The sequence below is a fragment of the Williamsia sp. SKLECPSW1 genome (genome assembly GCF_054332755.1).
Genome location: NZ_JBTGLI010000003.1, coordinates 164588 through 189137, shown reverse-complemented (window position 1 = coordinate 189137; position 24550 = coordinate 164588). Strand labels below are relative to the sequence as shown.

The 24550-nt window shown below is 72.4% G+C and carries 25 protein-coding genes and 1 riboswitch; of the genes, 17 read left to right on the top strand and 8 right to left on the bottom strand.

The window, feature by feature from the left end:
- The first annotated feature begins 6 nt into the window (after window positions 1-6).
- Window positions 7-480, top strand: a complete 474-nt coding sequence (locus tag ACXVUM_RS20270; RefSeq protein WP_458523731.1) for a hypothetical protein — start codon at window positions 7-9, stop codon at window positions 478-480.
- A gap of 22 nt (window positions 481-502) precedes the next feature.
- Window positions 503-1579, top strand: coding sequence for an anthranilate phosphoribosyltransferase (gene trpD, locus ACXVUM_RS20265; RefSeq protein WP_458523730.1), 1077 nt, complete (start codon window positions 503-505; stop codon window positions 1577-1579).
- Between the two features lie 27 nt (window positions 1580-1606).
- On the opposite strand, the gene ACXVUM_RS20260 is transcribed toward trpD, so the two are convergent.
- Both ACXVUM_RS20260 and ACXVUM_RS20255 read right to left on the bottom strand, forming a co-directional pair.
- Window positions 1607-1882 carry an Lrp/AsnC family transcriptional regulator gene (locus tag ACXVUM_RS20260; protein ID WP_458523729.1) on the bottom strand — a complete coding sequence of 92 codons (276 nt, stop codon included), beginning with the start codon at window positions 1880-1882 and terminating at the stop codon, window positions 1607-1609.
- Window positions 1879-3696, bottom strand: a complete 1818-nt coding sequence (locus ACXVUM_RS20255; RefSeq protein ID WP_458523728.1) for a DEDD exonuclease domain-containing protein — start codon at window positions 3694-3696, stop codon at window positions 1879-1881. Before ACXVUM_RS20255 ends, ACXVUM_RS20260 begins: the two co-directional genes overlap by 4 nt.
- A gap of 197 nt (window positions 3697-3893) precedes the next feature.
- Between ACXVUM_RS20255 and ACXVUM_RS20250 the strand changes: the two genes are divergently transcribed.
- The 11 genes from ACXVUM_RS20250 to ACXVUM_RS20200 all read left to right on the top strand — a co-directional run bounded on the left by ACXVUM_RS20250 (window position 3894) and on the right by ACXVUM_RS20200 (window position 13104).
- Window positions 3894-4106, top strand: a complete 213-nt coding sequence (locus ACXVUM_RS20250; protein WP_458523727.1) for a hypothetical protein — start codon at window positions 3894-3896, stop codon at window positions 4104-4106.
- Between the two features lie 113 nt (window positions 4107-4219).
- Window positions 4220-4389: riboswitch (cyclic di-AMP (ydaO/yuaA leader) on the top strand.
- Window positions 4390-4403: 14 nt separating this feature from the next.
- Window positions 4404-4988 (top strand): C40 family peptidase, encoded by a 585-nt coding sequence (locus ACXVUM_RS20245; protein WP_458523726.1) that lies wholly within the window; start codon window positions 4404-4406, stop codon window positions 4986-4988.
- Between the two features lie 161 nt (window positions 4989-5149).
- Window positions 5150-6190, top strand: coding sequence for an NlpC/P60 family protein (locus tag ACXVUM_RS20240; RefSeq protein ID WP_458523725.1), 1041 nt, complete (start codon window positions 5150-5152; stop codon window positions 6188-6190).
- A gap of 16 nt (window positions 6191-6206) precedes the next feature.
- Window positions 6207-7577, top strand: a complete 1371-nt coding sequence (locus ACXVUM_RS20235) for a hypothetical protein (protein WP_458523724.1) — start codon at window positions 6207-6209, stop codon at window positions 7575-7577.
- 37 nt (window positions 7578-7614) lie between these two features.
- Window positions 7615-8736, top strand: a complete 1122-nt coding sequence (locus tag ACXVUM_RS20230; RefSeq protein ID WP_458523723.1) for a glycosyltransferase family 4 protein — start codon at window positions 7615-7617, stop codon at window positions 8734-8736.
- Between the two features lie 74 nt (window positions 8737-8810).
- Window positions 8811-9221 (top strand): hypothetical protein, encoded by a 411-nt coding sequence (locus ACXVUM_RS20225; RefSeq protein ID WP_458523722.1) that lies wholly within the window; start codon window positions 8811-8813, stop codon window positions 9219-9221.
- Between the two features lies 1 nt (window position 9222).
- Window positions 9223-9672: an SRPBCC family protein gene (locus ACXVUM_RS20220; protein ID WP_458523721.1), complete on the top strand. Its 450-nt coding sequence runs from the start codon at window positions 9223-9225 to the stop codon at window positions 9670-9672.
- A gap of 23 nt (window positions 9673-9695) precedes the next feature.
- Window positions 9696-10844: an ArsA family ATPase gene (locus ACXVUM_RS20215; protein WP_458523720.1), complete on the top strand. Its 1149-nt coding sequence runs from the start codon at window positions 9696-9698 to the stop codon at window positions 10842-10844.
- 76 nt (window positions 10845-10920) lie between these two features.
- Complete coding sequence (locus tag ACXVUM_RS20210; RefSeq protein WP_458523719.1) at window positions 10921-11304, top strand: hypothetical protein; 384 nt, start codon at window positions 10921-10923, stop codon at window positions 11302-11304.
- Window positions 11301-12278 carry an ROK family protein gene (locus ACXVUM_RS20205; RefSeq protein WP_458523718.1) on the top strand — a complete coding sequence of 326 codons (978 nt, stop codon included), beginning with the start codon at window positions 11301-11303 and terminating at the stop codon, window positions 12276-12278. Before ACXVUM_RS20210 ends, ACXVUM_RS20205 begins: the two co-directional genes overlap by 4 nt.
- Before the next feature lie 103 nt (window positions 12279-12381).
- The gene (locus tag ACXVUM_RS20200; RefSeq protein ID WP_458523717.1) at window positions 12382-13104 is read left to right on the top strand and encodes a lysophospholipid acyltransferase family protein; all 723 of its coding nucleotides are present in this window, start codon (window positions 12382-12384) and stop codon (window positions 13102-13104) included.
- Here the strand turns inward: ACXVUM_RS20200 and ACXVUM_RS20195 are convergent.
- Window positions 13062-14375, bottom strand: a complete 1314-nt coding sequence (locus tag ACXVUM_RS20195) for a glycosyltransferase 87 family protein (RefSeq protein ID WP_458523716.1) — start codon at window positions 14373-14375, stop codon at window positions 13062-13064. The two genes, ACXVUM_RS20200 and ACXVUM_RS20195, sit on opposite strands and share 43 nt — an antisense overlap.
- Window positions 14376-14419: 44 nt before the next feature.
- On the opposite strand from ACXVUM_RS20195, the gene ACXVUM_RS20190 reads away from it, so the two are divergent.
- Together ACXVUM_RS20190 and ACXVUM_RS20185 are read left to right on the top strand one after the other, a co-directional pair.
- A complete protein-coding gene (locus tag ACXVUM_RS20190) occupies window positions 14420-14905 on the top strand; it encodes a polyadenylate-specific 3'-exoribonuclease AS (RefSeq protein ID WP_458523715.1) in 486 nt (161 codons plus the stop codon).
- Window positions 14906-14977: 72 nt separating this feature from the next.
- Window positions 14978-16378, top strand: a complete 1401-nt coding sequence (locus ACXVUM_RS20185) for a class II 3-deoxy-7-phosphoheptulonate synthase (RefSeq protein WP_458523714.1) — start codon at window positions 14978-14980, stop codon at window positions 16376-16378.
- Here ACXVUM_RS20185 and ACXVUM_RS20180 read toward each other — a convergent pair.
- Window positions 16334-17737, bottom strand: a complete 1404-nt coding sequence (locus ACXVUM_RS20180) for a protein kinase domain-containing protein (RefSeq protein WP_458523713.1) — start codon at window positions 17735-17737, stop codon at window positions 16334-16336. The genes ACXVUM_RS20185 and ACXVUM_RS20180 overlap by 45 nt on opposite strands.
- A 145-nt stretch (window positions 17738-17882) precedes the next feature.
- On the opposite strand from ACXVUM_RS20180, the gene ACXVUM_RS20175 reads away from it, so the two are divergent.
- A complete protein-coding gene (locus tag ACXVUM_RS20175) occupies window positions 17883-18251 on the top strand; it encodes an Rv2175c family DNA-binding protein (protein ID WP_458523712.1) in 369 nt (122 codons plus the stop codon).
- On the opposite strand, the gene ACXVUM_RS20170 is transcribed toward ACXVUM_RS20175, so the two are convergent.
- From ACXVUM_RS20170 to ACXVUM_RS20155, 4 genes are read right to left on the bottom strand one after another with little or no spacing between them, the layout of a single operon-like run.
- Window positions 18248-19267, bottom strand: coding sequence for a phytoene/squalene synthase family protein (locus ACXVUM_RS20170; RefSeq protein WP_458523711.1), 1020 nt, complete (start codon window positions 19265-19267; stop codon window positions 18248-18250). The genes ACXVUM_RS20175 and ACXVUM_RS20170 overlap by 4 nt on opposite strands.
- Window positions 19264-20799, bottom strand: coding sequence for an alpha-(1->6)-mannopyranosyltransferase A (locus ACXVUM_RS20165; protein WP_458523710.1), 1536 nt, complete (start codon window positions 20797-20799; stop codon window positions 19264-19266). The genes ACXVUM_RS20170 and ACXVUM_RS20165 overlap by 4 nt, the downstream gene beginning before the upstream one ends.
- Window positions 20800-20851: 52 nt before the next feature.
- Window positions 20852-22390 carry a phytoene desaturase family protein gene (gene crtI, locus ACXVUM_RS20160; protein WP_458523709.1) on the bottom strand — a complete coding sequence of 513 codons (1539 nt, stop codon included), beginning with the start codon at window positions 22388-22390 and terminating at the stop codon, window positions 20852-20854.
- A complete protein-coding gene (locus ACXVUM_RS20155) occupies window positions 22390-23472 on the bottom strand; it encodes a polyprenyl synthetase family protein (protein ID WP_458523708.1) in 1083 nt (360 codons plus the stop codon). The genes crtI and ACXVUM_RS20155 overlap by 1 nt, the downstream gene beginning before the upstream one ends.
- Window positions 23473-23581: 109 nt before the next feature.
- Here ACXVUM_RS20155 and metF point away from each other — a divergent pair, with 109 nt between their 5' ends.
- Window positions 23582-24529, top strand: a complete 948-nt coding sequence (gene metF, locus ACXVUM_RS20150; RefSeq protein WP_458523707.1) for a methylenetetrahydrofolate reductase [NAD(P)H] — start codon at window positions 23582-23584, stop codon at window positions 24527-24529.
- Window positions 24530-24550: the final 21 nt, after the last annotated feature.

The window sequence follows — 24550 nt, the reverse complement described above, 5'->3', positions numbered from 1 at the left end:
CTGGTCATGACCCGAGACCTCAACGGCAAGGCGGTCCGTACGGGGGCCGTGCGACGCCGTCTGGACCGTCTGTTCGGGCGGGGCCCCGCCGGTTCCGAGCCCGATCTCGCCGACCCGGCGCTGGTGCTGGTCGCGCAGAGTTTCGACGACGCCGCGGCGAGTTCCACAGTGCTCGCGGAGTCGTCCTGGGAGGAGTCCGGACAAGCCGTCGTGACCCATCTGCTGGCCGTCCCGACCGGTCGTGCCGACGAGGTGGAGAACACAGCAGCACAGGACGGCTATCGGCGTGTCGACCCAGAGGAGGTCCCCGAGGAGGTCGTCGCGGCGGTGCCGGAGGACACGCTGGTGGTCGCCCTGGCGCGACCCCAACTGCTCGACGCGCTCCACCTGTCCCAGGAGCGGTCGAGGATGGCGGGACTCGGCGCGCGCCACGAGGGGACGGTGCTGGGCTGGCAGGTACGGCAGCGACCGGCGCGGTGACCCCCGCCTAGGCTCTGCACCCATGAGCACCGCGCAGAGCGCCCCCGCGAGCTGGCCGACCGTCCTCGGCACGCTGGCACAACGACGGGACCTCTCTCCGGCGGACGCGCGGTGGGCGATGAACGAGATCATGTCCGACGCGGCGACGTCGGCCCAGATCGCGGCGTTCGGCATCGCGGTGAAGATCAAGGGGCCGGCGCCGGCGGAGCTGACCGCGTTCGCGGCCGAGATGCTCGCGCACTCGGTGGAGGTTCCCGTCGACGGTCTGGCCGTCGACATCGTGGGCACCGGCGGCGACCGGGCGCACACCGTGAACATCTCGACGATGGCGTCGGTCGTGGTCGCCGCGACCGGGATCCCCGTCGTCAAACACGGCAACCGGGCCCAGACCTCCCGCAGCGGCGGTGCGGACGTGCTGGAGAGTCTCGGTGTCGACATCACCCTCGACGCCGTCGGCGTCGCACGCTGCGTGGCCGAGGTCGGTATCGGTTTCTGTTTCGCCCCGGTGTTCCACCCGGCGTTGCGCTACGCGTCGGCGCCGCGCAGGGAGCTCGGGATCCCGACGGTGTTCAACGTCCTGGGGCCGCTCACCAACCCGGCGCGACCGGGCGCGGGCCTCGTGGGGTGCGCGTTCGAGGATCTCGCGCCGGTCGTCGCGCAGGCCTTCGCCGACCGCGGTGACACCGTCATCGTCGCCCGGGGTGACGACGGGCTCGACGAGATGACGACGACCACCACCTCGACGGTGTGGGTCGCCGCCGGCGGCGACGTCGTCGAACTCGGTCTCGACCCACGCCGGCTCGGCGTCGACTTCTGCGACCCGGCCGACCTGCGCGGCGGTGACGCCGAGCGCAACGCCTCGGTGGCGCGCGCGGTGTTCGCCGGCGAGCGTGGTCCGGTGCGGGACGCCGTCCTGCTCAACGCGGCGGGTGCGATCGTCGCCCACGACCTCGCGCTCGCGGGGCATGGTCTCGACGCCGCTGACGGTGCCGCCGACCTCGAGGATCGCCTGACGCAGGCGATCACCCGGGCCGCGACCACGGTGGACGACGGTGCGGCGGCGTCGCTGCTGACGCGGTGGGCGGCCTTCCGGCCGTGACCCACGGCTGCGCGGCCGAGGTCGCGGTCACTCGCCGATCGCGAAACCCGCCTCGACGTCGGCGCTCGAGTAGGCCTTGAACGCGATGTGCGTCGCCGTGTGGCGCACACCCGGCAGCTTGTTGATCGTCCCGGTGACGACCGCGGCGACGCGTTCGTGGTCGCGCACGGCGACGATGGCGATCAGGTCGACGTCGCCCGCGCACGAGTAGACCTCGCGGACACCGTCGACCTCGGCGACGGCCTGGGCCGTCTCGTCGATGGCGTGGACGTCGGCGGAGATGAGGACGATGGCCGTGATCACCCGGTCAACTCTAGGCGGCGCGGGGACGGCGTCGGGGTCGTCGGCCGCGCGGCGGGGGACGAGTCGCGTCCGTGGTCGTCGGTGCCGCGGAGCTCGCGGGCCCGGTCCCGGGCGACGGCGACGGTGTCCCGCCAGTCCGACCACCGGGCCGCGGACCGCACGGGCAGTGCGAACCCGTGCGTCCCGCAGACGATCCGGACGGACGGCTCGGTCAGCCAGCGGTACACCAGCGCGACCTCCTCCGACGACGCACCGGTGAGCGGGCCCGCCTCCGGGACCACGGTCTCGGCGGACGCACACAGCGCCTGAGCGACGGGGAGCGGCGGCACACCGCGCGCGGCGACCCCTGCCGCGGCGAGCCGGCCGTGTCGCACGACGGCCAGCTGCCAGCCGCCGTCGCCGTCGGGGCGGGCGGCCACGAGTTCGGCGACCGCGCAGAGCCCCGCGAGGCGTTGACAGCGCTCCAGCGCGCCCAGCGTCAGTGCGAGACGGTCCCGCAGCCGCGCCGCGGTCTCGAACATCTCGACACCGGCCAGGTGGGCGATGCGCGTCAGCACCGACCGCAACGGGGTGTCGTCGTGGCCCACGATGAGAGCCCGCGCGCGCTCGACGGCGGGGCGGTAACCCTCGACGTCCGTCGAGGTCCCCGCGCCCGCGCAGCCGCCGACGGGGATGCGGCCGTCGGCGGTGCTCGCGCAGTCGTGACGGCGTGACGCGGCGATCCGGTGTCGGCAGGTCCGCAGCCCGCAGCAGCCGGCGATCAGGTCGGCGACATCCCGGGCATCGGCCCGGGAGCGGATCGGACCGACGGCCACCGATCGCGGCGTGCGGGTGACCGCGAGCCGAGGGAACGGCTCGTCGGTCAGCGTCACCCACCACCCGACGTGCGGTGCCTTCGAGCGGCGGTTGTAGGCGGGGCGGTGGGCGGCGAGCAGTCGCAGCTCGCGGACCCCGGCCTCCAGGCGATGGGCGCACTCGACGTGGTCGACGCGGGTCGCCAGCGCGATCATCTCGCGCATCCGGGTCCGGGTCTCCGCGCCCGTGAAGTACTGCCCGGTGCGACGACGCAGGTCCGTCGCGGTCCCGACATAGAGGACCTCCTCGGAGGGCCCGCGGAACAGGTAGACGCCGGGAGTGGTCGGGAGCCCGGCCACCATCGACCGCTTGGCGCGGTGTGCCGCTTGGATGCCGGGCAGGAAGTCGACCAGCTCGCGGTACGTGCCGACCCCCAGGTTGCCGATCCGCTCGAACAGCGCGTGCATCACCTCGACGGTGGCGCGCGCGTCGTCGAGGGCGCGGTGTGTGGGTGTGGTCGACACCGAGAACAGACGCGCCAGGGCCGACAGCTTCACGGTCGGGGCCTCGTCCTTGGTGAGGACCCGTCGGGCCAGTCGGACGGTGCACAGGACGCGACGGGCGGGGAACGTGTGTCCCGTGGCCGTTGCGGCGGCGCGGAGGAAGCCGGTGTCGAAGCGGGCGTTGTGGGCGACGACGACGGCGTCGCGGGCGAACTCGAGGAACGCGGGCAGCACCTCCTCGATCGGGGGTGCGCGGTAGACCATCGCCTCGGTGATGCCGGTGAGCCGCACGATGTGCGGCGGGATCGCGCATCCGGGGTCGACGAGGGTGGCGAACTCGCCGAGCACCTCACCGCCCCGGACCTTCACGGCGCCGATCTCGGTGATGCGGTCGCGTCCCGGGCTGCCGCCCGTGGTCTCGAGATCGACGATCACGAACGTCTCGGCACTCAGGGGCACGTCGGCGTCGAGCGTGAGCTGCACCGCCGCCGTACTCGTGTGGTCTGCGTGACGCATGAGGCGAACGCTAGTTCGACCGTCGGACATCCTCGTCGCCGGGCGGACGTGTCGGTGGGCGTGTCTAGCGTCCCTCTCGAGCGACGACGGACCGCCACGGCGGGACGACGTCGGAGTTCCCGACTGAGACGGAGATCACAATGCGGATCGATTGTGCCACCTGCCCCGGCCGCGGCCGGGCCTGTGACGGCTGCATCATGACTGTGCTCATCCCCGTGCGCGGCGCGGTGATCAGCGACGACGACCTCGACGGCCCGGTCGACCCGACTCCTCGCGAGGTCGACGACATCCGCGCCGCCATCGAGGTGTTGGTGGAGGCGGGGTTGACGCCCCCGTCGGCCCGGCGGTCCCGCATCGTGACCGAGAAGCGCTCTCCGGTAACGGATCTCGCGTCCAGGCGAGCCGGCTGACCGGTCCGCGGAACGCCGTCGTCACCGATGTGTGTCGCGGTGGACAGATCGACACACGGTTTCGTAACCTTTCCGAGACCTTGCGGGCAGCCCGCCTCACACCGAGTCGGACCGCCGGGTCACCGCTCAATCGCCCTGCGGGGCGTACCGGGGAACCATCACTGACGGACGTGAGTCCGACTCGGGGTGAATCGCGGCTTCCGTCAGACGACGGACTCCGTGTAGGGCCACTCTTCCGGCCCGAATCCGACAGCTAACCCGGTCGGCGGTCGAGGAAGAACCGAGGAGAACCCGTACGTGGCGAAGCACCGCGCACAGAGCACCAACACCGGTCTGAAGACCGCCCGGGGAGCGGTCCTCGCCGGGACCATCACCCTGGGCGCCGTGGCGACCGGGGCCGGTCCGGCCCTCGCGGCCCCCATCACCCTTCCGGGTATCGGCACCTTCGAGATCCCCGGTGTCACCGAGAACCAGATCCCGCCGCAGTTCAAGGCCAAGCCCAAGGGCCCGGAGACCGCCCCGAACCTCGCGCCGACCCGCGCGATCGGTCAGCGCGCGGCATCGGCCGCCCTCACCCGCATCGGCTCGCCCTACGTCTACGGCGCTGCCGGGCCGACCGCCTTCGACTGCTCGGGTCTCGTCTACTGGTCCTACAAGCAGGCCGGCAAGACCATTCCCCGGGACAGCTACGGCCAGCTCGGCGGCGGCACCCCGGTCGCGGAGAAGAACCTCGAGCCCGGCGACGTCATCATCATGAACGGCGGTTCGCACGCGGGCATCTACATCGGCAACGGCACCATCGTGCACTCGCTCACCGAGGGTGTCCCGGTGTCGAAGGCCAGCCTGAAGAGCGTCGACTTCTACGCTGCGCGCCGGTACTGACAGACCCTGATCGACCGGCGGGTGGTGGTTCAGGCGAACCATCACCGCAGCCGCGGTGATGGCCGTATCGTTCCTCCGGTGCGCCGGGGGGTACGGTCGCGAGTCGGCCCCGTCGGGCGTGTCGGGGGACGAACGGATTCGAAGGTGAAGCAGCACTCGTGATGGTCGGAGAACGTGTCGTGCGCGGCGTCGTCTCGTGTGTCGCGACCCTTCTCGTCGCCGTGGGCGTCGTGTGCCTGGCGGCACCGTCCGGCGCCGATCCCGTGACACGCAACCCCGATCAGCTCCTCGCCCGCTACACGTCGCTCGGGCGTGAGGCCGAGCAGTCGTCCGAGGCGATGCACAACGCCCAGATCGAGCTCGACGCGAAGAACGCGGAGCTGCGGTCCGCCGATGCCGCGGTCGGCGCGGCCGACAAGCGGCTGGCGGCGTTGTCCGGTCGACTCGACGTCCTGCAGGACCGGGTCGACACCCTGGTCAGCGCGTCGTATCGCGGTGCGCGTGTGAACCGTCTGTACGCGGTGCTCGTGTCCGACTCCCCGCAGTCCCTGCTCGACCAGATGTCCGGCCTGGAGATGCTGTCCCGACAGACGTCGGCCGACGTCCGCGCGTACCGCGCGGCGTCCGCCGACGCGGCGAAGGCCCGGGCGGCGGCACAGAAGGCCCGCGACACGGCGGCGAAGGCCGTCGCGGCCGTGGACGCGACCCGGGCGGGCCTCCAGCGGAAGCAGACCGACCTGCAGCTGAACATCGCCCAGGTGAAGGCCGTCTACGAATCGCTCACGGGCAAACAGCTCGCGGCGCTGCGCGGACCCGACATCACCTTCGACCCGTCGCTGATCCCGCGCGGGACCGCCCCGTGGATCGTCGCGGTGCAGGCGGCCCTGACGCGAATCGGCGACCCCTACGTCTGGGGTGCCACCGGACCGGCGCAGTTCGACTGCTCCGGGCTCATGGTGTGGGCCTACAAGCAGGCCGGCGAGACGCTGCCGCGATCCAGTGAGGCGCAGCTCGCCGGGGGCACGCCGGTCGACCGCAAGGACCTTCGTCCCGGCGACCTCGTCATCTACTACGCCGACGCGAGTCACGTCGGCATGTACGTCGGCGACGGGTACGTCGTGCACGCCTCCACCTTCGGCGTGCCGGTGAAGGTGGTCCCCCTCGACGACGCCGGGCCCTTCAAAGCCGCGCGCCGCTACTGAGGTGGGTTCCCACGGCGTGGCCACACGCCGCCGCGTCCTCGCGGTCGTCGCCACCGGGGTGGTCGCTGTCCTCGGACTGTCCGCCTGCGGATCCGAGACGCCCGCGCCGTCGTCCGCGTCGTCGTCGACGACGCTGAACGTCTACGAGGCCGACAGGGAGCAGGGGGTCCTCGCGACACTGACCGCCCTCGCTCGGGCCGATCGCGCCGGCGACGTCTCCGCGGCGAACGCCGTGGTCGACCCCGCCGCCACGGCGGCCTTCCGCGACTCGGTGGCGCAGACGGCCCGGGCCATCGGTGCCGTCGGCATCAGCACCCTGGAGTATCGGGTCCAGCGCGACACCGGTGAGTCGGACGAGTCGGGCCAGCTCGGCGATCGCGGTCAGCTGGGGGAGATCCCGGTACCCGCCGAGCTGCAGCAGCGACTCGACGCCCAGGGCAGCTCCGACTCGTGGGTCGTGCCCGCGGTGCTGCGGTACCAGTTCGCCGGCGTCGACGAGGCCCCGACCACCATCGAACGTCCACTCGTGATGGCCCGGTACGGAGACCGGTGGACCGTCGTCGGCGACGCGGGCCCCGTCCTCGGCTCCGGGTCACCGCGCGCCCAGTTCTGGGACTTCCCGGGTGTCCGGGCGCAGCGTGTGACGACCTCCGGCGGCACCTCGGTGGTCCTCGACTACCCGGGTAGTCGAGGACTCGGTGATCGCATCCGTGCAGCGCTCCCCGGTGCGGTCGGGGCGGTGTCGGCGTTCTGGGGCGGCCAGTGGCCGCGCCGCGCCGTGGTGATCGCGACCGACTCCGGTGCCGCCTTCTCCGGGCTCGCCCGCACCCAGGGCGACACCGCGGCCGCCGCCGCGGCCACGGTGTCCGGCGACGACACCGGCGTCAGCGCCCTGGGGCAGCGGGTGATCTTCACACCCGGTGCGATCACCGACCTACCGGGGCCCGCGCTCGACGTCGTGCTGCGGCACGAACTCACCCACGTCGCGGCCCGTCCCCGTACCGCCGACACGGCCCCGAAGTGGCTGACCGAGGGGGTGGCCGAGTACGTGGGCCGCCGCGGGACGTATCGCGACCTGGCCGACGCCGCACCCGACCTGGCCGAGCAGGTCCGCGCCGGGAAACTGCCCGCAGCGCTACCCGACGACGCCGCCTTCGACGTCGCAGGCGCCAACCCCCGACTCGCGTATCAGACGGCGTGGTCGTTCGCGGCGTTCGCCGCCGAGGCGTACACCCCGCAACGGCTCCGCGCGCTCTATCTGCGGCTCGCCGGCGGTCCGAGCACCGCCCAGGCGCAGTCCGACGCGATGTCGGCGACCCTGGGCGCCCCCGGCGACGCGGTCCTCGACCGGTGGCGGACCTGGTTGACGGCGTCCGTCGCACGATGAGCCGTCCGCGGTCGGCGCTGCGGCGGCGGGAGGTCTGATGGGGCGGACGCTGCTGGTCACCAACGACTACCCGCCGCGCCCGGGTGGGATCCAGTCCTACCTGCAGAACCTCGTGGATCGTCTGCCGCCGGACGAGGTCGTCGTCTACGCGCCGCGGTGGCGTGGTGACGCCGAGTTCGACGCACGGGTCCCGTACCGCGTGCACCGTCATCCCACCGGACTGATGCTCCCGACGCCGGGCGTCGCCCGTCGGGCGGCCGAGCTGGTCGCCGCGCACGACGTCGACACCGTCTGGTTCGGCGCCGCCGCCCCGCTCGCGGTCCTCGCCCCGGTGCTGCGTCGCGCCGGCGCGCGACGGGTCATCGCCAGCACCCACGGGCACGAGGTCGGGTGGTCGATGCTGCCCGTGGCACGGCAGACCCTGCGGCACATCGGGACCCACACCGATGTGGTCACGTTCGTCAGTCGCTACACGCGGGGTCGCTTCGCGGCGGCGTTCGGTCCGCAGGCCGCGCTGGAGCATCTCCCTCCCGGTGTCGACACCGCACGGTTCGCGCCCGATCCCGCCGCCCGCGCCCGCATCCGTGCCCGGCACGACCTGGGCGACGCGCCGGTGGTGCTGTGTCTGTCGCGGCTGGTAGCCCGCAAGGGCCAGGACGTGCTCATCGACTCCTTCCCCGCCGTGCTCCGCGACGTGCCCGACGCGCGATTGCTCATCGCCGGGGGCGGGCCGCACCGGGACGCACTCGAGAAGCGGCGAGCCGCCTCCCCGGCCCGGGATCGGATCCTGCTCACCGGATCCGTGGACTCCGCCGACGTCCCCGCCTATCACGCAGCCGCGGACGTGTTCGCGATGCCGGCGCGCACCCGTGGTCGTGGACTCGACGTCGAGGGGCTGGGGATCGTCTACCTGGAGGCGTCCGCCAGCGGCGTGCCGGTGGTGGCCGGGGATTCCGGGGGAGCGCCCGAGACCGTCGTCGACGGTCGCACCGGCCGAGTGGTGGACGGACGCGACGTGGCCGCCGTCGCCGAGGCGGTCGGGACGCTGCTCGCCGACCCCGTCCGGGCGGCCGCGATGGGCCGCGCGGGCCGGGAATGGGCCACGGCGACATGGGAATGGGATGCGATCGCCGACCGCATGCGACGGTTGCTCCGATGACCGCGCGCACGATGGCACCGACGGCGTCGCACGGTGGCGACGGGGGAGCGGGCGGGGTATGTGAAGCTGTAGCGGTGAACAGCGTCCAGGTCGCCGACGAGACGTTCGTCGCCGCGTCGCCGGCGTCGGTCGCCGGTGTCGTCGGGGACCGTTCGCGGTGGCGCGGCTGGTGGCCCGACCTGGTCCTCGACGTGGTCGAGGACCGTGGCGAGCAGGGCATCCGGTGGCGCGTCGCCGGCGCGCTGACCGGCACGATGGAGATCTGGTGCGAGCCCGTTCTCGACGGTTTCGTCCTGCACTATTTCCTCCATGCCGAGCCCACCGGTCCGGGCGGCCGCGCCTCCGCCGAGAACCACGCTCGCCGCGTGGCCGGGCGCAGGATGTCCGTCGAGGTGAAGCGCCGACTCGAGAGCGGCAGGGCGGTGGGCGATCCCGCCGCCGGCGTCGTCGGCGAGGGTCCCCGTGCAGTGCCAGGAGGGGTGTGACGTGGCCGACAGCACCGAACAGTCCATCGTCATCAGCGCCGATCCCGACGCGGTCATGGACGTCATCGCCGACTTCGACCGCTACCCCGAGTGGGTGTCCGCCGCCGACGAGGTGACCGTCGTGGAGGCGGGTACGGGGCCCGACGGTGCCCCGCGCGCCCACCGGGTGCGGTTCCGGCTCGACGCCGGCGTCCTCCGCGACACCTACGAACTCGTGTACACCTGGTCCGACGACGGCCGATCGGTCGAGTGGGACCTCGTCAGCAGCGAACTGCAGACGGCGCAGCACGGTCGATACACGTTGGTGCAGCAGGCATCCGGTTCCACGAAGGTGACCTATCAGCTGACCGTCGACCTCGCCATCCCGATCATCGGCGCGCTGAAGCGTCGCGCCGAGAAGGCGATCACCGACGCGGCGCTGAAGGAACTGAAGAAGAGGGTGGAAGGCTGATCGACGTCGCACCCGTCCACGTCGTGCTCGGCCCGGGGGGCGCGGGCGTCTCGACCGTCGCCGCAGCGCTCGCAGTGGGTTCGGCGCCGAATCGTCGTGCGCGCGACGTCGATTCGAGCGGGACCCTGTTGGTCTCCCTCGACCGGTTCCGGCAGGGCTCGCGGGTGTTCGGCGTGTACTCCAGGCCGGGCACCCCCGTCGCGGTGTCGCAGCGTGCCCACCTGCTCGAGCTCGACACCCTGGCCATGCTCGGGGACATGTGGGCGATGCTGCGCGGGCCCGTCTCCCTGGTCGGCGGGCCGGTGGCCGAGGTCGCCGACATCGACCCCGACGAACTCGGTGGCCTGCCCGGTATCGAGCAGTTGCTCGCGTGGCGCCGTATCCGGGACGAGGCCATGTCCGGTCGGTGGCGGCGCGTCGTCGTCGACTGTTCGGGCGGCATCGACCCCGTCGGATTCCTCGGGGTCCCGGCCCTGGTCGCGGGCTACCTCGAACGCATCTGGCCGCGCCATCGGCGTCTGGCCGGCGCTGCCGAGACACCTCGTCTGGCGGGGGGCGCGGGAGTCGTCGACGGGCTCGCGGCCGACTGCGCCGACATCGCCGGGCTGCTGGTCGACCCCAGCGTCACACGCGCGCATGTGGTCGCCCCCGCCGGTCAGCACGGTCGCGAGAACACCCATCGACTCGTCGCCGCACTCGACCTGATGGGGATCACCACCTGCGGGGTGGTGGTCAACCGGGGCCGGGACGACGGGATGGACCCCGTTCCGCCGCACCGGAGTTCGTCGATCCCGGTCACCGTCGCCACCGAGCTCTCGGTCGAGCCGAGGACGGTCGCGGCGCTGCGCCGTCTCGGTGTCGGCGTCGACGACGCCCCCGGTCAGCCGGCCGGTTCGGCGGCTGCCGAGGTCGAGCACGTGTCGGGGACCGGGCTGTCGTCGCTCTACCGGCTGTCGTGGCAGCAACCCCTGCCCGACCCCGAGACCCTGGCGCTGGGTCGCTCCGGCGACGACCTCCTGGTGACGCTCAGCGGGGTCCGTCACCGCCTGACCCTGCCGTCTGTCCTGCGCCGGTGTACGGTCCTCGACGCTCGATGGGATGATGGGACGCTGAGTGTCCGGTTCAGTCCGGATCCGGCGGTGTGGCCACGGCCGGGCCGGACGGAGGACTGACGGCGGCCGACGCCGCAGGACACACGACCGCGCGACGCGACGACGTCGCCATCGATGGCCAGGGGAGTACGGACGCATGGACAGCACGGGTGCCGACGGGCGTCGCGACGCCACGGACGCCGATCCGTTGCGTGCGCTGGTCCTCGCCCTGCTCGACCGTGTCGAGAACTTCGCCACCGGTGTGGTCGGGGAGCACGTCGCGGGCGGCGACCCGGCGCGGCCGTCGGCCGACATCGGTCCCGCGGTGCGGGCGGCGGTCGACGCCCTCGTCCTGGAGCTCACCGAGCTGGTGAACCGCGTCGTCACCGCGATCATCGCCGCACTGCAGGCGATCTCGGCCGCGCTCGACGAGGTCGGTTCCGATCGCGGTCGGCGTGGACGCGTCCGGACCGACGGACGCCCGCCCTCGGGGAGGAGCGGGTCGTTCCATCCCATCACCGTCGAGGTGCACCCGACGTGAGTGGGTCGTTGACGATCGGCATCGACGTCGGGGGGACGAGCATCCGCGCGGCCGTCGTCGACGAGCGCGGACAGATCCACGATTCGCAGCGCGCGCAGACACCGACCACCGCGCCGGCATTGGAACGGTGCCTGGGCCGCCTCGTCGCGGACCTGCGCTCCCGTTCCGAGGTGGATGCGGTGGGTCTGGCGGTCGCGGGGTTCCTCACCTCGGATCGCTCGGTGGTCCGCTTCGCCCCACACCTGCCGTGGCGGGAGGTGCCCGTGGCCGCGCAGATGAGCGAGCGCATCGGCCTGCCCGTCTCGTGTGAGCACGACGCGAACGCGGCCGCGGTCGCCGAACGGCGCTTCGGTGCGGCGGCGGGCGGACACACGACCCTGGTGCTGGCCATCGGCACCGGCATCGGGGCAGGGTTGCTGTTGGAGGGGGAACTGTTCCGCGGCAGCAACGGGGTCGCACCCGAACTCGGCCATCTCCCCGTCGTGCCCGACGGCCGTCCCTGCCCGTGCGGCAAGCTCGGTTGCTGGGAACGGTATTGCAGCGGAACCGCTCTCGTGGACAACGTCGTCGAGTTGGTGGCCGCGGGGATGCACCGCACCAGTCCGCTGGCCCGCGAGACCGCGCTCGACCCGGGGTCGTTGACCGGTCGTCGCGTCGCCGCCGCGGCCCACGACGGCGACCCGATGGGGCTCGCCGCCGTCGCCGACTTCGCGCGCTGGCTCGGGTACGGGCTCGCCCTCATCGGCGATGTCTTCGACCCCGACCTGATCGTCCTCGCCGGCGGTGTCGGTGCGTCCAGCGGACTGTTCCTCGACGAGGCGCGCGACCACTACGGCGCATCGCTCACCGGCAGCGGGCACCGCCGCCTCGCCCGGATTCGGGGCACCCAGCTCGGCGAGGCGGCCGGCGTGATCGGGGCCTCGGTGATCGCACGCGGCGACCTGTCGCCGGTGTCCGTCGCGTCGCGAGGGTGAGTAGAGTTTCCCCGGTGTCGTCGTGTCGGACGCGACACCGGACCCCACGGTGTCGGATCGGACACAACGACGTGCGGGCGGTGACGACGATCGGAGTCCAGCGATGTGGTACTGGCTGTTCAAGTACGTGTTGATGGGCCCGGGCCTGAAGCTGATGGCCCGGCCGCGCATCGAGGGACTCGAGAACATCCCCGCCCGTGGCCCGGCGATCCTGGCCAGCAACCACCTCGCGGTGGTCGACAGCTTCTACCTGCCGCTCATGGTCCGTCGCCGCATCTACTTCCTCGCCAAGAGCGAGTACTTCACCGGGACCGGACCCAAGGGTGCGTTCCAGCGCTGGTTCTTCAGCTCGTCCGGCCAGATCCCCATCGACCGCACCGGCGCCGACGCCGCGGCGGGAGCCCTCATCGCCGCCCGGCGCAAGCTCGAGGAGGGGCAGCTGATGGGCATGTACCCGGAGGGCACCCGTTCGCCGGACGGCCGCCTCTTCAAGGGCAAGACGGGGCTGGCGCGGATCGCGATGGAGACCGGTGTGCCGGTGATCCCGGTCGCGATGGTCGGGACCGACCAGCTGAACCCGCCGGGGACGATCCTGCCCCGGCCGACGCGGGTGACCATCAAAGTCGGCAAGCCGCTGGACTTCTCACGGTTCGAGGGGATGAACGGCAACCGCTTCATCGAGCGTGCCGTCACCGACGAGATCATGTACGAACTGATGCGCCTGAGCGGTCAGCAGTACGTCGACATCTATGCCGCGAGCCTGAAGAAGGACGCCGACGCCGATCAGCGCCCGGCGACGACCGTCCGGTCCGAGCCCGCGGCCTGAGCCGTCGGCCCGAGCTCGTCGCCCGGGCGACGCCCGAGCACGGTGACCACCACCAGGAGACCGAGGCCCCACAGGCAGAACGCGTTGCCCGCCACCGTCTCGACGAACGACCACCGCCGGGGGTCGTCGTCGAGGAACTGGAACGGCGCGGCCGTGACGACCGCCAGCCCGATCGCCGCGGTGGCGGCCAGCGCTCGGCGGGTGCCCACCGACTGCGACCGCACCGCGGCGGCGCCGAGGGCGAGCACCGCGGGCACCGCCCACACCCAGTGGTGCGCCCACGAGGTCGGCGACACCATGACCGCCCACACCGCGGTGACGCACACCGCGAGGACGTCGCCGCCGAGCCGACGCGCCGCGGAGATCGCCACCCACGCCACCGCGGTGAGGACCAGGACCGACACCACCCACACGAGCTGCTCGGCGCCGCCCGAACCGAGGAGTCGGATCCACATCCCGTTGACACTCTGGTTGATCCCACCGGCGAGGTCGCCGATCCGGTCGGTGTGGAACACGGTGTGCCCCCAGTAGCGGAGCGAGTCCGACGGCGCCCAGATCACCGCGATCACCGCGGCGGCCGCGAACACCGACACCGCGCGTACGACCGCCGCGGCGTCGCGCCGGACGACGAGGTGGAGCACGAACGCCAGCGGCGTGAGCTTGATCGCCGCGGCGACACCGATGAGGGTGCCGTGCCACCGTGACCCCCGCGGCCCGAGCACGAGCAGATCCACGGCGACGAGCACCAGCAGGATCACGTTGACCTGACCGAAGCCGAGCGTCATCCAGTACGGGTTCGTCCACAGCGCGGCGGTCGCGACCGCCAGAACCACCCAGCGTCGGTTCGTGTCCGACCCGATCCGCAGTGCCCGCACGACCAGGGCGACACCCACCACGGTCGCGACGACGGTCACGATCGCCATCACCGTGCCCGCGACGACGAGGGGGACCACGGTGAACGGCAGGAACGACAGCGCGGCGAACGGCGGGTAGGTGAACGGCAGCCAGATGCCGTCGGTGGTGAACGGCATGGAGCCCGAGGCGTAGAGGGCGCCGCCGTTGCGCCACATCTGTGCGCCGAGGCGGTAGACGTCGATGTCGATGCGGTCGAAACGCCCGAACGAGTGCGTGAACGGGGTGCCCGTCACCCGGATGGCGGCGGTCAGCGCGAACGCGACGACGATGGCGGTGATCGTCACGCGCGACGGGGACCACCGCGCGAGGATGGGTCGGGGCGCCGCCGGGGCGACCTGTCGTCGGTACGTGGACATGACGGCGATCATCGCGCACCACCCCCGACGCCTACGCTCGGTGGGTGCGCTTCTTCTACGACACCGAGTTCATCGAGGACGGTCGGACCATCGAACTCGTCTCGATCGGGGTGGTCGCGGAGGACGGCAGCGAGTACTACGCGGTCTCCACCGAATTCGATCCCGACCGCGCGGGTGACTGGGTTCGTGCTCATGTCCTGCCACATTTGCCACCACCGTCGTCGAGGACGTGGGCCGGCAGGCGACGGATACGTGACGACCTGCTGAACTTCCTCACATCGTTCGGAGGCGACATCGAGCTCTGGGCGTGGATCGGCGCCTACGACCACGTCGCGCTCTGCCAGCTGTGGGGATCGATGCCGCAGCTGCCGCGACCGATCCCGCGCTACACCCGCGAGCTCAAGCAGCTCTGGGAGTCGCTCGACCGGCCCGCCCTGCCGCCGTCGCCCGCAGACGCGCACGACGCGCTGGTCGACGCCCGGCACAACCTGCGTCGCTGGGAGGCCATGCAGGCTGTCCGACACCCCTGAGCACGGGCACGGGCGGGTCTGTCCGGACCCGGCCGTCAGGACCGGACACCACCGGCGATTACGCTGGTCGCCGTGGTGAACTGGACTGTGGACGTGCCCATCGACGAGCTGCCGGAGCTGCCGCCGCTCCCGGGCGATCTCGCCGAGCGCTTCGCCGGGGTGCTCGAGCGGCCGGCGTTGCAGCAGCCGACCTGGCCCGAGGACAAGGCGCGTGCCATGCGCACCGTGCTCGAGAGCGTGCCGCCGATCTGCATGCCCGAGGAGGTCGCGCAGCTCCACGACAGTCTCGCGAAGGTCGCGCGCGGGGAGGCGTTCCTCCTGCAGGGCGGTGACTGCGCCGAGACCTTCGTCGCGAACACCGAACCCCACATCAAGGGCAACATCCGCACCCTGCTGCAGATGGCGGTGGTGCTCACCTACGGCGCGAGTCTCCCGGTCGTCAAGGTCGCACGCATCGCGGGTCAGTACGCCAAGCCGCGGTCGTCGAACACCGACGCGCTGGGCCTGACCTCCTACCGCGGCGACATGGTCAACGGCTTCCCGGCCGACGAGGCCGCCCGGATCCACGACCCGTCTCGCCTGGTGCGCGCCTACGCCAACGCGAGCGCCGCGATGAACCTGGTGCGCGCGCTGACCGGCGCGGGCCTCGCGGACCTGCACCGGGTGCACGACTGGAACCGCGAGTTCGTGCGCACCTCACGCGCCGGTGCGCGGTACGAGGCGCTGGCGTCGGAGATCGACCGTGCGCTGCGCTTCATGGACGCCTGCGAGGTGCGGGACAGCAACCTCGAGTCGGCGAACATCTACGCCTCCCACGAGGCGCTCGTCCTGGACTACGAGCGCGGGCTGCTCCGGCTGGCCGAGGACCCGCGCGATCCCGACGGCGACCCGGTTCTCTACGACCTGTCGGCGCACTTCCTCTGGATCGGTGAGCGGACCCGCGACCTCGACGGCGCCCACATAGCACTGGCCGAGCTCATCGCCAACCCGATCGGCGTGAAGATCGGCCCGGGCACGACACCCGAGCAGGCGGTCGAGTACGTGAAGCGCCTCGACCCGAAGAAGGTCGACGGGCGTCTCACGCTGGTCGCGCGGATGGGCAACGGCAACGTGCGAACCGTGTTGCCGCCCATCGTCGAGGCGGTCGAGGCGACGGGTCACAAGGTTATCTGGCAGTGCGATCCGATGCACGGGAACACCCACGAGTCGTCGACGGGGTTCAAGACCCGTCATTTCGACCGGATCGTCGACGAGGTGCAGGGCTTCTTCGAGGTGCACCGCGCGCTGGGCACCCACCCGGGCGGCGTGCACATCGAGCTCACCGGCGAGGACGTCACCGAATGCCTCGGCGGCGCCCAGGACATCTCCGACATGGACCTCGCGGGTCGCTACGAGACCGCCTGCGATCCGCGCCTCAACACCCAGCAGTCACTGGAACTGGCGTTCCTCGTCGCGGAGATGCTGCGCGGCTGACGGTTCCACCCGTGCCGGCGCGGACGGCTCCACCCGGTGCGACGCGGACGGCGCGGTGCCGGGGGTGTCCGCCCCCGCGACGGCGACCCCGGCCCACCAGCCCAGGGCGGCCATCGCGACGGCGAGGGTGATCACCACCGCGGTGACGATCCAGCCCCGTCGACGACCACGCCGCCGGCGGCCCACCTCCGCGTCCGCCGCGGCCAGCAGGGCGGGGCGGGGGCGATCCCCGTGCGGCGTCGCGTCGTGGACGTCCCCGGCGTGTCCGTCGTCGTATCGGTCGTCGTCGTAGGGGTCGTCGAACACGTCGTCCTCGGGTGGACGCCTGTCGACACGGGTGTGCCCGTCGTCACCCATCATCCGCGTCGCGCGACGCCGGTCGGGCCCGTCGACACCGTCGAGGTCGGCGTCCCCGGACGGTCCCGACCCGGACGGCCGGGCGTCGGCGAGCCGCCGGGCGAGGGCGGTGGCCCGTTCCGCCGACACCTGTGGTGCCGGCACGGTGAACGGCGGCAGGTGCAGCTCCGTCACCACGTCGGCGAGTGCGTCGAGCATCTCGTCGCCGTCGGCGAACCTGTCGGCGGGATCGCGTGCGGTCGCGGTCAGCACGAGGTCGTCGAACGCGCGGGGGACGCCGCGGATGACCCGGCTCGGCGGCGGGACCGGCGAGTTCAAGCGTGCGTAGGCCAGGGCCAACGGGGTGTCGCCGCGGAACGGCGTGGTGCCCGTGAGCATCTCGTACAGCATGATGCCGAAGGAGTAGACGTCGCTGCGGGCGTCGGCGTCGGTCGACTCGACCTGTTCGGGGGACAGATAGGCGGCCGTACCGAGGATCACGCTGTCGCTGGTGATCCCGGCCGCGGCGATCGCGCGGACGAGGCCGAAGTCCACGACCTTCACCTCGCCGCCGTCGGAGATGAGGACGTTCTCGGGTTTGACGTCGCGGTGGACCAGTCCGTGCGCGTGCGCCGCGCCGAGGCCACCGAGCACCGGGATCCCCACGGCCGCGGCGGCGTGCGGCGGCATCGGCCCGCGTTCGGCGAGCAGCTCGCGCAGCGTCCCGCCCTCGACGAGTTCCATCACGAGGAACGCCCACTCGCCGTCGACACCCTGGTCGTAGACGGGGACGAGGCCGGGATCCTTGAGCCGCGCCACCGACCGGGCCTCGAACTCGAGTCGGGACAGGAACCGGGGATCGGCGCTGTAGCGGGGATCCATGACCTTGACCGCCACCGGACGGTCGAGGCGCAGGTCGACGCCGAGGTACACCCCCGACATCCCGCCCCGGGCGATGAGCGCATCGATGCGGTAGCGACCGTCGAGCGCGACGCCGAGGAGGACGTCACGCGCGGTGCTCACCCGTCGACCCCTCTCCGTCCGAACAGTCCGTCGCGTGACCTCGACGGACCCTCCCGGCAGCCTAGTCGCGCCCGTGCACCGATCGCGCCGGGCGGCCGGTGTCACCGCCGCCGTGGGCGTGTGCCCGCGGCGGTACGGTGTCGCGGTGGTCTCACTGCCCCTCACGGATGACGCCGTCCTGCCCGCCGACGAGCCCGTACTCGATCTCCCCGCCGTCTCCCGTCGACTCGGCGTGTCGATCGGTCGTGCCCGCACCCTCGTCGCCGACCATCACGTCCTCGCGGTCTCGCGCGACGGGGAACCGGTTGTGCCGGAGGTGTTCTTCGACGACGAGGGCATCGCCAAGCACCTCACCGGACTGATCGCGGTCCTCCTCGACGGCGGGTTCGACCGCGACGAGGCGATGGCCTGGCTGTTCACCGTCCAGGACGACCTGGGTGAACACCCGGCGCGGGCGTTGCACGGTCACGCCGCGCGCGAGATGATCCGGCGCGCACAGGCTCTCGCCTTCTAGCGCCCCCGCAACACGGCAGCGGCGGCCCGGCGGGCCCGGCGCGGCCCGCCGACGACGACCCGTCGGCCCAGGATGTGGTGATCGGCCGCCTCGACCTGTTCCAGGATGTCGCGGTAGAGCTCGAAGGCCGCCCGGATGGCCGGTCGGCTACGCCGGTCCAGCAGCGCGATCCCGGGCTCGGCGACGCGGTAGCGCGCGCGATTGACCGCGACGCAGTGCGCGAGTGCACGTTGCAGCGGCGGCGGGCTGATCCCGCTCTGCCGGGCGGCGCGCAGCATGTCCTCGTCGACGCCGAACGTCGCGAGTTCCTCGGTGGGCAGGTAGATCCGGTCGCGGTCGAGGTCCTCGCCGACGTCGCGGATGAAGTTGGTCAGCTGGAACGCCTCGCCGAGCGCGGCGGCCGGTGCGAGCGCGGCCTCCGGGTCGGGGGAGCCGAGGACCGGGACCATCTGCAGCCCGATGACCGACGCCGATCCGTACATGTACCCGTCGAGGTCGGCGAAGGTCGCGTAGCGGTTCGTGAACAGCGGGTCACCGGGCAGGTCCATCCGCATCGACGTCAGGAACGCCGTGAAGTGGTCCTCGGGGATGTCGAAGGCGACGATCGTGTCCGCGAGCGCCAGGATGCGGTCGTCGGCGTCGTCGGGCAGACGTGCGCCGGGTGTCCGCCGCGCGACCAGCGAGCGGCGGAGGCTGTCGTCGAGGGTGTCCACGACGACGGTCGGGTCGAGTGGTGCGGCGTCGGACGTGGCCCACACGGACGACGCGGAGTCGACGACGCCGTCGACGACAGCCGAGTCCGGGTCGACGTCGACGACGTCGTCGACGAGGCGGGCGAACCCGTACAGCGCGTAGACGGCACGGCGTCGCCGGAGGGGGAGCAGTCGGGTGCCGAGGTGGTAGGTCCGACCGTGTTCGGCGGTGACCCGTTCGGCGACGGCATAGCCCCGCTCGACGCGGTCCCGGTCGGCGGGATGCAGTGCGGCGAGCGCACCCAGGGTCGAGGTGTGGGTCACGGCGCGGCCTCCGTCGCGGTCGGTGCGGTCGACGGCTCCCGGGGCTGCTCGGGGAGTCCGGTCGTCGGGCCGGGTCGGGCTCGCAGGAGCGCCACCGCGACGACCAGCGCGGGGATGAGACACAACACGGCGTCGACGGGTTCGTACAGCAGGATCGAGTCGTCCGGTTGGAAGACCAGGAGCAGGTACACACATCCCGCCGCGACGGCGGCGAGTCCCCGCCTGCCGAACGTCGCCGCGCCGGCGACGACGAGCGCCCAGCTGTAGTACCAGGGCAGGGTCGACGGCTCCAACAGCAGGACGGCGGCCATCGCGACGGCGATGCCCACGACCGCGGACCGGGCATCCGCACGGCTGCGCCACCAGACCACGACGAGCGTCACCGCCAGGACCACCGCGCCGACGAACCGCGTGGTCGCCAGCACACCCGGCAGGGGGACGGCCACGAACGGGGCGGCCACCAGTGTCACCAGGTGCGCGACAGCCGTCGGGATGGTGAGCCAGTTGATGATCCGGTCGGCGTAGCCGAGCCCGGTGAGCCATCCGAGCCCGTGGCCGACGAGCACGGTGAAGGCGGCGAAGACCACGAGGCAGACCGCGACGACGGTGGCGGCGATCCCGGCCACCGCACGCGGCCCGGCGCGTCCGCGCTCACGGGCGTGCGCCCACCAGATCCACAGGACGAACGGCACCGCCACGCCGGCGGTGATCTTCACCGCGACGGCCAGTGCGAGCACGACGGTCCCGACGACGTGGCGGCGCACCACCACCAGGAGGACCCCGGCCACGAGCAGCCCGGCCATGAGCATCTCGACGTGGGGTCCGCCGACGAGATGGATGATCAGCATCGGGTTGAGCACCGCCAGCCACAGCGCGATCCGCGGGTCACGGCCCAACGCGGTCGCCAGCCGGGGGACGGCCCAGATCGCCAGGATCCACCCCGGCAGCATCACCGCGCGCATCGCGAGCACCCCGGTGATGGGGTTGTCGCCGGTCATCTCGGTCACCCAGCGGGTGAGGGTCATGAAGAGCGGCCCGTACGGCGCGGTGGTCGTCGCCCACACCTGCGCCATCGAGTCGAGCAGGGGGCCGGGATGGGTCGCCGGTCCGTCCGCGTACGGGTTGAAGCCGTCGCGCAGCAGCGCGCCCTGCGCGAGGTAGGCGTACACGTCGCGGCTGTAGACGGGCACGGCGAACAGCAGGGGGGCCGACCACCCGACCGCCGCCCACCGGAGGCGGTGCACGTCGCCGACGGCCGGCGGTCGCGTCAGGATCCGACGGCCCAGCCACACCCACGCTCCGACGAGACACACCACGCCACCCCAGAACAGCAGCGCGGACAGTGATTTGCCGTGACCGTAGGTGACCCACGCCATCCCGACGTCCTGCAACCACGTCTGCGCCCGGGGGATGTCGCCGACGCCGAAGGTGCCGAGGGCGACGAGCACCGCGCCGGTGACGCCGAGGGCGACGACGCCGGTGCGCGCGGCGCCGTCGGGCCCGCGGACGGGATCGGCGACGGCGGTGGACACAGTGGTCGATGTTAGTGCCGCTGCCGGCCACACCCCTGCGTGGCCACGCGGCTCAGGCGGTGATCCGGTCCGCGGCGAGGCGACCCGAGATGAGGACGGGGGGGATCCCGACGCCGGGGACGGTGCTGCTGCCGGCGAGCACGACGTTCTCCGCGCCGCGCCACAGGTTCGGGGTCCGCAGCGGGCCGGTCTGGCCGAGGGTGTGCGCGGCCGCGAACGGTGTCCCGGCCGACATGCCGTCGGCGGCCCAGGTGCCGGGATGGTCGACGCGGTGCACCCGCGCGTCGGAGATGCCCTTGTAGCCCCTCTCCTCGAGCACTCCCAGATACTCGGCGACATACGGCCGCGCGATCTCATCCCACGCGAGGTCGGCCGAGTCGAGGTTGGGGCACGGGGCGAGCACGGACACCGACTCGGCGCCGTCGGTGACGAAGTGATCGGGGTCGGTCACCGCGGGGCGGTTCATGAGGATCGACGGGTCGCTCATGAGCCGACCGTGACGAGCGGTCAGTTCTCGGAACGTCCCCGTCCAGGCGGCGCCGAAGTCGATGGTGTGGTGCCCGCCGGGCCAGGTGGCGGTGACCTCCCGGTCGACCGTGACATGCGCGACGACGGCGCTCGGTGAGTGCCGGATCCGTCGGGTGCGACCAGTGTCGCCGAGCAGACGTCGGGTCACCGGGGCGTCGGTGGTCACGACCACTGCGTCGCAGGGGATCTCGCCCTCCGGTGTCGCGACGGCGACGGCCCGTCCGCCGGCCGACCGCACCGACGTCGCCGGTTGCGAGTACCGCACGGCCCCGCCGGCGTCGACGAGCGCCTGCGCCATCACCGCGCCGACGCGACCCATGCCGCCGATCGGGTAGTCGACGCCGAGACCGACGTCCATGTGGGCGATCACCGCGTAGATCGCGGGGGCCTGGCTCGGCGGCACACCGGCGTAGAGGGCCTGGAAGGTGACCGCGCGCTGCAGCCGTTCGTCGCCGATGAAGCGGTCGACCGCGGCGGTCAGCCGGCGGACCGCGCCCATCGTGACGAGTTCGCGCACCCCGGAACGCATCTCGGAACTCGCGACATAGTCGAGGACGGAGTCGTGGTTGCGGTCGAGGAAGCGGTCGAACTCGACGTCGTACAGCCTCTGCAACCACGCGTCGTAGCGGCGGTAACCGTCCGCGGACGCGGCGCCGAAGGTCCGTTCGATCTCGACGAGGCGGTCCTGCAGGCCGCGGCGGACGGCGAACTCGACGCCGTCGGCGTAGCGCATCTGGTAGGTCGGGTCGAGGGCACGCAGATCCAGCCGACGCAGTGCCTCGGCATGGTCGACGCCGACCGCCGACATCGGCCGGGTGATCAACGCGGGCATGGTGAGCACAGAGGCGCCGGTGTCGAACGGGACGCCGTCGACGACCTCGGTGCGGACGCGTCCGCCCGGTGTCGCGGCCTCCTCGACCACGGTCACGTCGAGTCCCGCGCCGCGCAGGTGCAACGCGGCGGCGAGTCCCGACAGGCCCGCGCCGACGACGACGACGTGCCGGACGGGACCGGGGACCCGCCGGGCCCGTGACGGGCGGGGAACGGGGATCGGACCGGACATCAGTGCCGCCTCCGGGTCAGGGCATGGGCGACGACGGTGAGGTCCGCGCGAGCTCCGGCGGGTGCGTCGAGACCCTCGAGGACGGCGAGTGCGCCGTCGACGAGGTTCCCGATCTCCTCCTCGGTCTCCGCGGCCGCACCGCAGTCGACGAGGATCGCGCGGGCCTCGTCGACCTCGGCGGGGGTCAGGGGGCGACCCACGAGTGCCCGCAGACGCGCGGCGGCGGCGGGGTCGTCGGCGTCGGTCCGGCGGAGCGCGACCGCGAGCAGGGCGGTCCGCTTGCCGGCGACGAGGTCGTCGCCGGAGGGCTTGCCCGTCACCGCCGGGTCGCCGAAGACGCCGAGCATGTCGTCGCGGAGTTGGAACGCGACACCGAGCCCGTCGCCGACGCGACCGAGGGTCTCGACGGTCTCGTCGCCTGCGCCGGCCAGCGAGGCGCCCAGCTGGAGCGGGCGGGCGACGGTGTACCCGGCGGTCTTGAACCGCATCACCCGGTAGGCGGCGTCGACCGATTCGTCGGCGGCGGCCTCGGTCACGATGTCGAGCGTCTGGCCGGCGAGCACCTCGGTGCGCATCGCCGTCCACACCTCGACGACGCGGGGCCGCACAGCCGGGTGCAGCGGTGCCTGCGCGACGATGTCGTCGGCCCAGCTCAACGCCAGGTCACCCAGCAGGATCGCCGTCGAGATCCCGAAGTGGTCGGGGTCGCCGAGCCACCCGCGTTCGCGGTGGCGGGCGGCGACGGCACGGTGCACGGTGGGCCGTCCCCGCCGCGTGTCGGACCGGTCGATGACGTCGTCGTGGATGAGCGCGCACGCCTGGATCAGCTCGAGCGCGGCGCAGACCCCGAACGCCGTGGACGCGTCGGGGTCGTCGGTGTCACCACCCGCCAGCCGGAAGCCGGCCCACGCGAAGGTCGGACGGACCCGCTTGCCGCCACCGAGCACGAAGTCGCCGATGAGGTCGGTGAGGTCTGCGACGCGGTCGGAGACGGCGGACGTCGCGGTCCGACGCTCGTCGAACAGATCCGAGAGCAGGCGACCGACCGCTGCGGGGACGTCGTCGATCGTGGTCGGCAGCACGCCACGAGACTACCGGCGGTCGCCGACGGCTCCGGGCGGCGACGGGGGGTGACGTCGCTCGTCTGCGTCCGCTCGCGGGCGAGACGGGTGGTCGACCGACCCGACCTCTATGATCGCTCAGGTGACATCACCGACCGCACAACAGTCCGTCATCGCACGACTGTCCGCACCGCACGCCGGTCCGGTGCCCTTCTCCGTGGAGTTCTTCCCACCGAAGGACCAGGCGGGCGAAGAGCGCCTGTGGCGTGCCGTGCGTGTGTTCGAGCAGCTGCGCCCCGCGTTCGCGTCGCTCACCTACGGTGCCGGCGGGACCAGCCGCGACCGCACCGTGCGGATCGCCGGTGAGATGGCCCGCGAGACCACGTTGACGACCGTGGCGCACCTGACGGCCGTGAACCACAGCATCGACGAACTGCGGGCGCTGGTCGGGTCCTACGCCGACCAGGGCATCACCAACATCCTCGCGCTGCGCGGCGATCCCCCGGGAGATCCGCTGGGGGACTGGACGAAGCACCCCGAGGGGGTCTCCTACGCGGAGGAGCTGGTCCGGCTCGTCGACGAACTCGGCGAGTTCGAGGTCGGCGTGGCGTCGTTCCCCGAGGGCCATCACCGTGCTCCCGATCTCGAGGAGGACACCCGCAACCTCGTGGCGAAGCTGCGTGCGGGAGCCGAGTACTCGATCACTCAGATGTTCTTCCGCGTCGAGGACTATCTGCGTCTGCGTGACCGTGTCGCCGCCGCCGACCCCGAGCAGGGCGCGAAGCCGATCATCCCGGGCATCATGCCGATCACCTCGCTGGCGTCGGTGCGCCGGATGATGGAGCTGTCCGGGTCGACCATGCCCGCGGACCTCGACGAGCGGCTCGCCCGAGCGGCCGGCGACGACGAGGTCGCCAACCGGGACGCCATCCGCGCGGTCGGCATCGACATCGCCACCGAGATCGCCGAACGGCTCATCGCCGAAGGCGCACCGTGCCTGCACTTCTGCAGCCTGAACTTCGCGCGCGCCACGGGCGAGGTCCTGCAGCGGCTCGGCATGGACGCCCTCGTCGCCTGAGACCCGCTGCGCGCGGCGAGT

What these genes read in the sequence shown, in the direction of transcription:
- metF (WP_458523707.1), top strand. Translation starts at nt 23,582, where the DNA reads ATGATCGCTCAGGTGACATCACCGACCGCACAACAGTCCGTCATCGCA.
- ACXVUM_RS20200 (WP_458523717.1), top strand. Translation starts at nt 12,382, where the DNA reads ATGTGGTACTGGCTGTTCAAGTACGTGTTGATGGGCCCGGGCCTGAAG.
- ACXVUM_RS20195 (WP_458523716.1), bottom strand. Translation starts at nt 14,375, where the DNA reads ATGTCCACGTACCGACGACAGGTCGCCCCGGCGGCGCCCCGACCCATC.
- ACXVUM_RS20255 (WP_458523728.1), bottom strand. Translation starts at nt 3,696, where the DNA reads ATGCGTCACGCAGACCACACGAGTACGGCGGCGGTGCAGCTCACGCTC.
- crtI (WP_458523709.1), bottom strand. Translation starts at nt 22,390, where the DNA reads ATGTCCGGTCCGATCCCCGTTCCCCGCCCGTCACGGGCCCGGCGGGTC.
- ACXVUM_RS20250 (WP_458523727.1), top strand. Translation starts at nt 3,894, where the DNA reads ATGACTGTGCTCATCCCCGTGCGCGGCGCGGTGATCAGCGACGACGAC.
- ACXVUM_RS20270 (WP_458523731.1), top strand. Translation starts at nt 7, where the DNA reads ATGACCCGAGACCTCAACGGCAAGGCGGTCCGTACGGGGGCCGTGCGA.
- trpD (WP_458523730.1), top strand. Translation starts at nt 503, where the DNA reads ATGAGCACCGCGCAGAGCGCCCCCGCGAGCTGGCCGACCGTCCTCGGC.
- ACXVUM_RS20210 (WP_458523719.1), top strand. Translation starts at nt 10,921, where the DNA reads ATGGACAGCACGGGTGCCGACGGGCGTCGCGACGCCACGGACGCCGAT.
- ACXVUM_RS20240 (WP_458523725.1), top strand. Translation starts at nt 5,150, where the DNA reads ATGGTCGGAGAACGTGTCGTGCGCGGCGTCGTCTCGTGTGTCGCGACC.
- ACXVUM_RS20230 (WP_458523723.1), top strand. Translation starts at nt 7,615, where the DNA reads ATGGGGCGGACGCTGCTGGTCACCAACGACTACCCGCCGCGCCCGGGT.